The 9,404-nt window shown below is 69.2% G+C and carries 9 protein-coding genes; 5 read left to right on the top strand and 4 right to left on the bottom strand.

Translation table 11 applies throughout. The annotated features are described in order from the left end of the window. Positions 1 to 263 precede the first annotated feature (263 nt). Together MLGJGCBP_RS41505 and MLGJGCBP_RS41500 are read right to left on the bottom strand one after the other, a co-directional pair. The gene (locus tag MLGJGCBP_RS41505) at positions 264 to 755 is read right to left on the bottom strand and encodes a general stress protein (protein ID WP_015889781.1); all 492 of its coding nucleotides are present in this window, start codon (positions 753 to 755) and stop codon (positions 264 to 266) included. Between the two features lie 67 nt (positions 756 to 822). Next, on the bottom strand, positions 823 to 1,785 hold the full coding sequence (locus MLGJGCBP_RS41500; RefSeq protein ID WP_087556406.1) for an HpcH/HpaI aldolase/citrate lyase family protein: 963 nt from the start codon (positions 1,783 to 1,785) through the stop codon (positions 823 to 825). 71 nt (positions 1,786 to 1,856) lie between these two features. Here MLGJGCBP_RS41500 and MLGJGCBP_RS41495 point away from each other — a divergent pair, with 71 nt between their 5' ends. The 5 genes from MLGJGCBP_RS41495 (at position 1,857) to MLGJGCBP_RS41475 (ending at position 7,290) form a co-directional block, all read left to right on the top strand. Continuing rightward, positions 1,857 to 3,128 carry a magnesium transporter MgtE N-terminal domain-containing protein gene (locus tag MLGJGCBP_RS41495; RefSeq protein ID WP_087556407.1) on the top strand — a complete coding sequence of 424 codons (1,272 nt, stop codon included), beginning with the start codon at positions 1,857 to 1,859 and terminating at the stop codon, positions 3,126 to 3,128. Further along, positions 3,125 to 3,646, top strand: coding sequence for a DUF1003 domain-containing protein (locus MLGJGCBP_RS41490; protein ID WP_087556408.1), 522 nt, complete (start codon positions 3,125 to 3,127; stop codon positions 3,644 to 3,646). Before MLGJGCBP_RS41495 ends, MLGJGCBP_RS41490 begins: the two co-directional genes overlap by 4 nt. A gap of 116 nt (positions 3,647 to 3,762) precedes the next feature. Beyond that, positions 3,763 to 4,947, top strand: coding sequence for a lytic transglycosylase domain-containing protein (locus MLGJGCBP_RS41485; protein ID WP_160103290.1), 1,185 nt, complete (start codon positions 3,763 to 3,765; stop codon positions 4,945 to 4,947). A gap of 295 nt (positions 4,948 to 5,242) precedes the next feature. Next, a complete protein-coding gene (locus MLGJGCBP_RS41480; RefSeq protein WP_160103288.1) occupies positions 5,243 to 6,130 on the top strand; it encodes a lytic transglycosylase domain-containing protein in 888 nt (295 codons plus the stop codon). Positions 6,131 to 6,153: 23 nt separating this feature from the next. Continuing rightward, positions 6,154 to 7,290, top strand: coding sequence for an Mrp/NBP35 family ATP-binding protein (locus tag MLGJGCBP_RS41475; RefSeq protein ID WP_160103286.1), 1,137 nt, complete (start codon positions 6,154 to 6,156; stop codon positions 7,288 to 7,290). A 66-nt stretch (positions 7,291 to 7,356) separates the two neighbouring features. On the opposite strand, the gene tatB is transcribed toward MLGJGCBP_RS41475, so the two are convergent. Together tatB and MLGJGCBP_RS41465 are read right to left on the bottom strand one after the other, a co-directional pair. Continuing rightward, positions 7,357 to 7,788 (bottom strand): Sec-independent protein translocase protein TatB, encoded by a 432-nt coding sequence (tatB, locus tag MLGJGCBP_RS41470; RefSeq protein ID WP_160103284.1) that lies wholly within the window; start codon positions 7,786 to 7,788, stop codon positions 7,357 to 7,359. A gap of 69 nt (positions 7,789 to 7,857) precedes the next feature. After that, positions 7,858 to 9,378, bottom strand: coding sequence for a S1C family serine protease (locus MLGJGCBP_RS41465; RefSeq protein WP_160103282.1), 1,521 nt, complete (start codon positions 9,376 to 9,378; stop codon positions 7,858 to 7,860). Between the last annotated feature and the right edge of the window lie 26 nt (positions 9,379 to 9,404).

Here is a 9,404-nt window from a genome sequence, read left to right as displayed (position 1 = left end):
GTGCGGTGCAGCACAGCCGCCTCCTCGAGCGGCCCTCACGGATCCAGTCGCGGTACGGCTGGGCACGCGGGCCCGCACATTGGTTCCTGCCGGAACACGCGCTCCACCGACAGGTCACGGTTTCGGCGAGGGCCGGGGCCCACGCATTGCGCCGTAAACCTATCCGACATCACCCGCCAACCGGGCGAAATCACGGCGAACGTCGCGAATAGGACGCAATCCGTGACCCGACCGCAACCCGCCGCTCGACGTGTTCGCGCCGATCAGAGCGCCAGCTTGGCCAGCATGTCCCTGGCCGTCTCCGCCGACTTCGGCTCGCACAGCACGTCGTACCGCCCGGCGACCAGCTGCATCGTCGACGCGAAGTCCCGGGTGCCCCGCGTCGCCGCGTACGGGATCGTCGTGGAGATCAGTCCGAAGATGATGCCGCCGACGATGCCGACGACGAGCGGCGCCAGGAAACCGCCCGTGACGATGCCCAGCAGCAGACCGAAGAACACGCCGAGCCACGCGCCCGAAACGATGCCCCCGCCAATCACTTTCGCCCAGGTGAGGCGGCCCAGCACCCGCTCCACCTGCATGAGGTTGACCCCCACGATGGTGACGTCCTCCACCGAGAATTCCTGATCGGAGAGATAGTCGACGGCGCGCTGCGCCTCCGCGTAGGTGGGATACGAACCGATGGGCCAGCCCGTGGGGGGTTCCGGCAGAGCCCCGCGCCGCGCCCCGTTGGACTGTCCGAGTGGATTCGTCATCGTCAGCTGGTCTCCTCGTGTGGTTACCGCAGGATCGGTCCTGTGAGAACCATTCTGCCTGCCAGGACTACTTCGCGTCGGGCCGCACGAACTCGGTGGTCCGTTTCATACCCGCGGCGCGCCCCTTGGCGGAGATCACGAGCGCCATCTTGCGACTCGCCTCGTCGATCATCTCGTCGCCTAGCATCACGGCACCGCGACCGCCGCCCGCGGCGGACGTGTGGAACTCGTAGGCGTCCAGGATCAGTTCGGCCCGGTCGTAATCGTCCTGGCGGGGGCTGAACACGTCGTTCGCCGCCTCGATCTGCGTGGGATGCAGCACCCACTTGCCGTCGAAACCGAGCGCGGCCGTGCGCTGCGCCGACCGCCGGAACGCCTCCACGTCGCGGATCTGGAGGTAGGGACCGTCGATGGCCTGCACGCCGTGCGCGCGGGCCGCCATCAGGATGGTCATCAGGATGTGGTGGTAGGCGTCGCCGCGGTCGTAGCCGTCCGGCTGCTCCCCCACGACCAGCGTGCGCATGTTGATGCTCGCCATGAAATCGGCGGGACCGAACACCAGGGTCTGCACGCGCGGGCTGGCCGTCGCGATGGCGTTGATGTTGGTGAGCCCGATCGCGTTCTCGATCTGCGGTTCGATGCCGATCCGGCCGACCTCGAGCCCGTTCGCCTTCTCCACCTGCGTCAATAGCAGGTCCAGGGCCTGAACATGGCTGGCGTCCGGCACTTTCGGCAGCAAAATCGCGTCGAGGTGGGCACCCGCCCGCCCCACGACCTCGACGACGTCGGCGTACGTCCACTCCGTGGTCCAGTCGTTGACCCGGACCACCTTGATCTGCTCGCCCCACCCGTCCTCGGCGAGCGCGTCGCCGATGGTGCCGCGGGCTTCCTGCTTGGCGAGCGGCGCCACCGCGTCCTCGAGATCGAGGAAGATCTCGTCGGCGGGCAGCCCCTTCGCCTTGTCGATCATCTTGCGGCTGCTGCCCGGAACGGCGAGAACAGATCGCCGTGGCCTGTAGACGGAACTCATGACGGACGATCCTCCACTTTCGCAGGTGTTCGATTCCCTGTATCTCTATACAAGGATCTAGCCTGGCAATCATGGCAGCTGCGAACAAGGTTTTTGCAGCCAGGCTGGCCGGCCTGGTGGTGCTCGGCCCCGACGGGGAGTCGATCGGCCGCGTCCGGGACGTGGTGATCACCGCCCGCGTCGGCAGGCAGCAGCCGCGCGTGCTCGGGCTCGTCATCGAATTGTTCACGCGCAAACGCATCTTCGTCCCGATGCTCCGCGTCACCGCCATCGAACCCAGCTCGGTGACCCTCACGACGGGCAACGTCAGTCTCCGCCGATTCCAGCAGCGGCCCGGCGAGGTCCTGGCCCTCGCCCAGGTGGCGGATTCCCACGTGCGCGTGGACGACCCGGAACTCGAGGAACTGCGGGACGCCGACATCATCGTCGTCGACCTGGGCATCGAGCAGACCCGTACCCGGGACTGGGTGGTGTCGAAGGTCGCGGTGCGCGGGCACCGTGGCAGGCTCGGCCGTCGGGCCGCCATGCACGTCGTCGGGTGGCAGCACGTGCAGGGACTCACGCAGACCGACCTGGCGATGCCCGGCCAGGGCGTCTCGGCCCTGCTCACCCAGTTCGAGGGGATGCGGGCTGCCGACGTCGCGAACGCGATGCGCCTCCTGCCGGAGAAGCGCCGCCACGAACTCGCGCTCGCACTCGACGACGAGCGCCTCGCCGACGTCGTCCAGGAACTGCCCGCCGACGACCAGACGGATCTGCTCATGCACCTCGAGGTGGAGCGGGCCGCCGACGTCCTCGAGGCCATGGATCCCGACGACGCCGCGGACCTCCTCGGTGAGCTTCCCGAAACCGAGGCCGAATCGCTGCTGCAGCTGATGGATCCACAGGACTCCGAGCCGGTCCGCCGCCTGCTCGAGCACTCACCCGACACCGCGGGCGGTCTCATGACACCGGAGCCGGTGGTCCTCACCGCGTCGACGACGGTCGCCGAGGCCCTGGCCCGCGCCCGGATCTCGGACGTGACCCCCGCCCTCGCGAGCATGGTGTTCGTCGTCCGTCCACCGACCGCGACGCCGACCGGCCGCTACCTGGGATGCGTCCACCTGCAGAAACTGCTGCGCGAACCGCCCGCCAGCCTCGTCGGCGGGCTGCTCGACACCGACATGCCGCGGCTCGCGCCCGAGGATTCCCTGACGTCGGTGACCCGCTACTTCGCGACCTACAACCTGGTGTGCGGGCCCGTGGTCGACGACGAGGATCACCTGATCGGCGCGGTCACCGTCGACGACGTCCTGGACCATCTCCTCCCCGAGGATTGGCGTGAAGAGGAGATCGACGTATGAGCGAGAAGTCCCCCAGCGCGGCTGCTCGGAGCCTGTCGGACCGGCAGCGACTCGACACCCCCCGCGGCACCCGGCGTTTCCGGGTCACGTACGACGTGGAGGCCGTCGGACGGGCCAGCGAGAACTTCGCCCGGTTCCTCGGCACGGGCCGCTACCTGATGATCCAGACGGTGATCGTGATCGTGTGGATCGTCATCAACGTCTTCGCCGTCGGCCTGCAGTGGGATCCGTACCCGTTCATCCTCCTCAACCTGGCGTTCTCCACCCAGGCCGCCTACGCGGCGCCGCTGATCCTGCTGGCGCAGAACCGCCAGGAGAACCGCGACCGTGTCTCCCTCGAGGAGGACCGCTCCCGCGCCGAGCAGACGAAGGCGGACACCGAGTTCCTCGCCCGGGAATTGGCCGCGCTGCGCATCGCGATCGGCGAGGTAGCCACCCGCGATTACCTGCGGCGCGAACTCGACGAGATCAAGACGCTGCTGGCCGACGAGGAAGACACGCGCCCCCGGCGGAAATGAGGCCGGCGAAATCCCCCCAAACTCCGGCACGGCCAATCACGGATATGTAACGTCAGTCACATCTTCTCGGATGTATGCGGTGTGCACAGACGAAGAGCACCGCAGGGGGTGATCGAGTGCGGATACGTGGACTGTTGACGGTGACTGCCCTTACCGTGGGCGCAGTCGCCACCCTCGGGTCCTCGACCGGCGGTTCCGCGATCAGCGGCGCAACCGCGAGCACCACCGTCTACTCGTCCACCGGTGCGGCGACAGCCCTCGCGGCGTCGTCGGTCACGCCGGGAGCCACCCCCCCGGCCGCGTACCTCCCGCCCGCGGGAATCGTGGCGCCCACACCGCGGATCGCGCGGTCGCAGCGGGCCGCGCCGCCGCCGCCCGCCCCGGCTCCCTCCGTGACAAATCCCACATCTCCCGCAACTTCGGCGTCGCCGTCCGGCACCGGGCTCATCGCCGCACCGGTGATTTTGAGCGCTCTTGGCATCCCGGAAATCGTGCTCAACGCGTACCGGTCCGCGGAACTCGAGATGATGGCGGAGTCCCCGAAGTGCGGTCTGCCGTGGCACCTGCTGGCCGGTATCGGCCGCATCGAATCGGGGCACGCCGGCGGCGGCCGCACCGACTCGGTGGGCACCACGATCACCCCGATCCTGGGTCCGGTTCTCGACGGCAGGCTGGCGGGCAACGAGATCATTCGCGACACCGACCGCGGCGCCACGGACGGCGACCCCGGGCACGATCGCGCCGTCGGACCGATGCAGTTCATTCCGTCCACGTGGGCCAAGTACGCGTCGGACGGCAACGCCGACGGCGTGGCCGACCCCAACAACGTGTTCGACGCGACGCTGGCGGCCGCCCGGTACCTCTGCTCGGGCGGTCTCGACCTCCGCGATCCGCTCCAGGAGACCCGCGCCGTCCTGCGCTACAACAACTCGGCCGCATACGCCGCCAACGTCATCACCTGGTCGAACGCGTACAGGAACGGGGGAACGCCGACGCCGGGCCAGTTGTCGGAGTCTGCCTCGCCGTCGCCCGGACGGGTCGCCGACGCCGCCGCGGCCGAAGCGGACCTCCCCCGCGATCTCGCGACCACCCCGCTGCCGTCGACGGACGGTGCCGCCGCCCCCACGACGCCTGCTCCGGCCCCGCCGATTCCCGGACTCCCGCCGCTGCCGCAACTGCCCTGTCTGCTCTTCTGCCCGCCCGCCGATCCTTCGGCTCCGGCGGCCGCCGTGCCCGACCCGGGCGTCCCCGCTCCGGTCGCGCCCCCGGCCACCGCTCCGGCTGTCACCGCTCCCCGGTAATCACCCCCGCCTCCGCCGCGCGCGCTCTGCCATCTCGCAGGGCGCGCGGTGGCGTGTGCGGGTCGCCGGTTTCAGTCCGGGCGACCGGTCCCCGCGTCGACATCCCGACCACGCGGCGCCCTGGCGTGACCTTGCCGTGTTCGTTACCCTCGCTCACGTGCGCATCGCGTAACGGAACCCTGCAACACAAGGCCGTTTGATCACGGTTGGATAACGGAAAGATATCGAATCAGGTAGCCTCGATCCGGTCAGTTGAACGGAACACCCCAAGACGGGGGTCGCAGGAGGCAATCGAGTGGGTCGGCACAACAAGAAGACGGACTCCCATATCCGCCGCAATTCGGTCATCGCGCTTACCGGACTCGTCCCCATCGGACTGATCACCGCAGCCAACACGGCCGGCGCCGCACCCAAGGTCCCGTTCCTGTCCACAAGTTCCTCGTCTTCCTCGTCGGAGGTCGCCGACGTCGCCCAGGAGGCGACCGACACCGCACCCGAGGCCACAGAAGCCGTCACCCCCGTGGCCGAGACCGCCGCCGAGTCCGCACCCGCGGTCGAGGCAGCACCCGCTGCGCCGGCACTCGCACCCGTCCAGGCCACCCCGCCCCTCCCGACGAGCATCGCGCAGGGCGCGCTCGGCATCCCCGCCGTCAACGTCGCGGCCTACCAGAACGCCGAACGGATTCTCGCGGTCGAGCAGCCCGGTTGCGGCATGTACTGGACGCTGATCGCCGGAATCGGCCGCGTCGAGTCCACCCACGCCTACGACGGCAAGACCGACGACAAGGGCAATATGCTCAATCCCGTCCTCGGCCCAGTCCTCGACGGCAGCCTCGGCGGCAACGCCGTCATTCGCGACACCGACGGCGGCAAGCTGGACGGCGACGCCACCTACGACCGCGCCGTGGGCCCCACCCAGTTCCTGCCCGAGACCTGGAATCACTACGCCGGCGACGGAAACGGCGACGGCGTCGCCGACCCGCAGAACGTCTTCGACTCCGCGCTGACCACCGGAAAGTACCTGTGCGACGGCGGATTGAACGTCAAGGATCCGATCCAGGCGGCCAAGGCCGTGCACCGGTACAACAACTCCGCCGCCTACGTGGCCAACGTCCTCGCATGGTCCGCCGGCTACTCCAGCGGGATCATCCCGACGGCCGCGGACCTGCCGCGCATCCACTGAGCGCACATCCTTACCATTGAGTCATGGCAGTCCTGAGCGAGTCCGCTGTACGTAGCGCCCTGGCGCGCGTCCAGGATCCCGAGATCCGGAAACCGATCACCGAACTCGGGATGGTCAAGAGCATCGACATCGCGGCCGACGACAGCGTCGACATCGCGATCTACCTGACCACCGCGGGCTGTCCGATGCGGACCGAGATCAGCGACCGCGTCACCAAGGCCGTCGCGGACGTCCCCGGCGTCGGTGCGATCCGCGTCGAACTCGACGTGATGAGCGACGAGCAGCGCACCGAACTCCGCAAGTCGCTGCGCGGAGACTCGGCCGAGCCCGTCATCCCGTTCGCCCAGCCCGGTTCCCTCACCCGCGTCTACGCGGTCGCATCCGGCAAGGGCGGCGTCGGCAAATCCAGTGTCACGGTCAACCTGGCCGCCGCACTGGCCGCCCGCGGCCTGTCGGTGGGTGTGCTCGACGCCGACATCTACGGGCACTCCGTTCCCCGCATGCTCGGCACCGACGCCAAGCCCACGCAGGTCGAACGCATGATCATGCCGCCCGTCGCGCACGACGTGAAGATGATCTCCATCGCCCAGTTCACCCAGGGCAACACCCCGGTGGTGTGGCGTGGACCGATGCTGCACCGCGCGCTGCAGCAATTCCTCGCCGACGTCTTCTGGGGCGACCTCGACGTTCTGCTGCTCGATCTGCCGCCGGGCACCGGCGACGTCGCCATCTCCGTCGCGCAGCTGATCCCCGGCGCGGAGATCCTCGTCGTCACCACCCCGCAGCAGGCCGCGGCCGAGGTTGCCGAACGCGCCGGCGCGATCGCCCTGCAGACCCGTCAGCGCATCGTCGGCGTCGTCGAGAACATGTCCTGGATGGACATGCCCGACGGCAGCCGGATGGACATCTTCGGTTCCGGCGGCGGTCAGGCCGTCGCCGACCGCCTCACGAAGGCCGTGGGCGCGAACGTGCCGCTGCTGGGCCAGATCCCGCTCGAACAGGCGGTCCGGGAGGGCGGCGACGGCGGCGTTCCCATCGTCCTCGGCCAGCCGGATTCGCCGGCCGCGACGGCACTCCGCGACATCGCCGACAAGCTGGCCGTCCGCAAGCGCGGGCTCGCCGGAATGTCGCTGGGGATCGACACCACCCGGCACCTGTAGGCGCTCCGCGCTCGTGCGCCTTTCCGGTTGTTCCAGCGACCACAAAGGCGCACGAGCCCGAAGGGCCTAGGTGGCGTCGAGGTCGATCGGGGGGCGCTCGCCCGCCGCGAGCGGCTTGTTCTGCGGAGCGGTGGACGCCGCCGGATCGGCGCTGACGGCCTTCGTTCCCGCGTTCGACTTGTCGAACGACACCGAACTCGGCTTGTCGAAGTTGCCGGTGAGAATCGAATCGTCACCGTCGAGAAGATGTTTGGTGATGACGGCACGCGGCGTCATTCCGCGGAGCTGATTGAGATCCGCCAGCGGTTTGCGGAGATCCTCGAACTCCGGGCCGAGTTCGTCCTTGAGTTGCTGGCTGGCGCCGCTCGCATACTCCCGGACCTGCCTCAGTGACTTCGTAACCCAGCTGACCGCACCCGGAAGCCGCTCGGGTCCCAGGATGACCAGAGCCGCGACGAGGAGGACCATGAACTCGCCCCAACCAATGTTGCCGAACACGTGGTCAGCCTACTGTGCGGTGTGGGTGCATGCCCAGGTGGCGGAGCGATTTCACAGCAACCTCTCGAGTCAGTCGGAGGCCGGGGTCACGTCGACGTCGACGAGACGGCCCTCGCGGATCAGCTGAACCCGGACGGGCTCACCGATCTTCTGCAGGTTGACGGCGACCACCAACTCGTCGGCGCTGGTGACCGTGCGGTCGCCGACCTTGACGATGACGTCGTTCTCGACGATGCCCGCCCGCGCGGCCGGGCTGTCCGAGCGGACGTTGGCCACCTGGGCGCCGCTGGTGTTGTCGTTGACGACGGTGCGGGCGTTGACGCCGATGTCCGGGTGATGCATCTGCCCGTCCCGGATGAGGGTCTGAGCGACCGTGGTGACGTCGTCGATGGGAATCGCGAAGCCGAGGCCCACCGAGCCACCGGATTCGCTGAGCATGGCGGTGTTGATGCCGATCACCCGGCCCGTGTCGTCGACGAGCGCGCCGCCCGAGTTGCCGTGGTTGATGGCGGCGTCCGTCTGGACGGCGTCGATGACGGCGTTCGTGTCGGAGCCCTCGCCGGACAGTCGCATCGGGCGGTGCAGCGCACTGACGATGCCGCGGGTGACGGTCTTGCTGAGTCCGAGGGGCGAACCGACGGCGACGACGTCCTCACCGACCTGCACATCCCCGGACTTCCCGAGTTCCGCGACCGTCAGATTGTCGGCGGAGACCTTGAGCACGGCCAGGTCGGTCTTGATGTCGCGACCGACGATCTGGGCGTCGGCCTTGGTCCCGTCGGAGAAGATCACCTGGATCTTGCCGCCGTCGGGGGCGGTGGCGGCGGCGGAGATGACGTGATTGTTGGTGACGATGTAGCCGGCGCCGTCGATGACGACACCCGAACCGGTGCTGCCCTGGTCGCCGACCGCCACCTGAATGGACACGACGGAGGGCAGGACGGCGTCCGCGACCTGCGCGACGGGCGACTGGCCGAGGTCCTCGTCGCCGCCCTGGACGAGGGTGACGCTGTCGCTGGTCAGCGAGCTGCGATCGGCGGTGATCACCGCGGCGAGCAGACCGCCGACCAGGCCGATCGCGAGCGCGATTCCGCCCAGCGCGGCGAGCGCCTTCGGTGCCACCTTGCCGCCGAACAGGACCTCGCGGGCGCTGAGGGCGGGGGCGGGCGGGCGGGAGTGTTCCGTGGCGTGCAGCGCCGGGGAGCCGAGTTCGACGCCCGCTGCGGGGTCGCGCCACGGGTCGGCGGGCGGGGCCTCGGCTGCCGGGGCGGCGGGCTTGCGGTGGGGATCGCGCTGAATGGTGTCGACCTCGCCGTCCGGGCGGCCGAACGCCTCCGCCAGCACGGGGTCGGGTGCACCGACCTTCATCGAGGGTTCGCTGTCACGCCGGGCATCCGACGGAGCGAAGGAACCGGTGACGCCACCCGGTCGGCCGAACGCGCGGCTGGACGCCGCATCGATCTTCGGCCGGTAGACGGGTCTCGGATCGAGCCGTGGGGCGTCCGCGGGACGCAGCGTGCTCGACTCGTCCGCCACGGGACCGTCGGACGCCGTCGCATCGGAACCCGGAGTCTTGTAATCCGCCGTCACGCTGTCGTGTCCCCCTCGTGTGCGTC

This window comes from Rhodococcus sp. T7 (assembly GCF_009872365.1).
Taxonomy (GTDB): Bacteria; Actinomycetota; Actinomycetes; order Mycobacteriales; family Mycobacteriaceae; genus Rhodococcus_F.
Note: the sequence above shows the minus strand (reverse complement) of the source record. Positions and strands in the feature narration are given on the sequence as shown.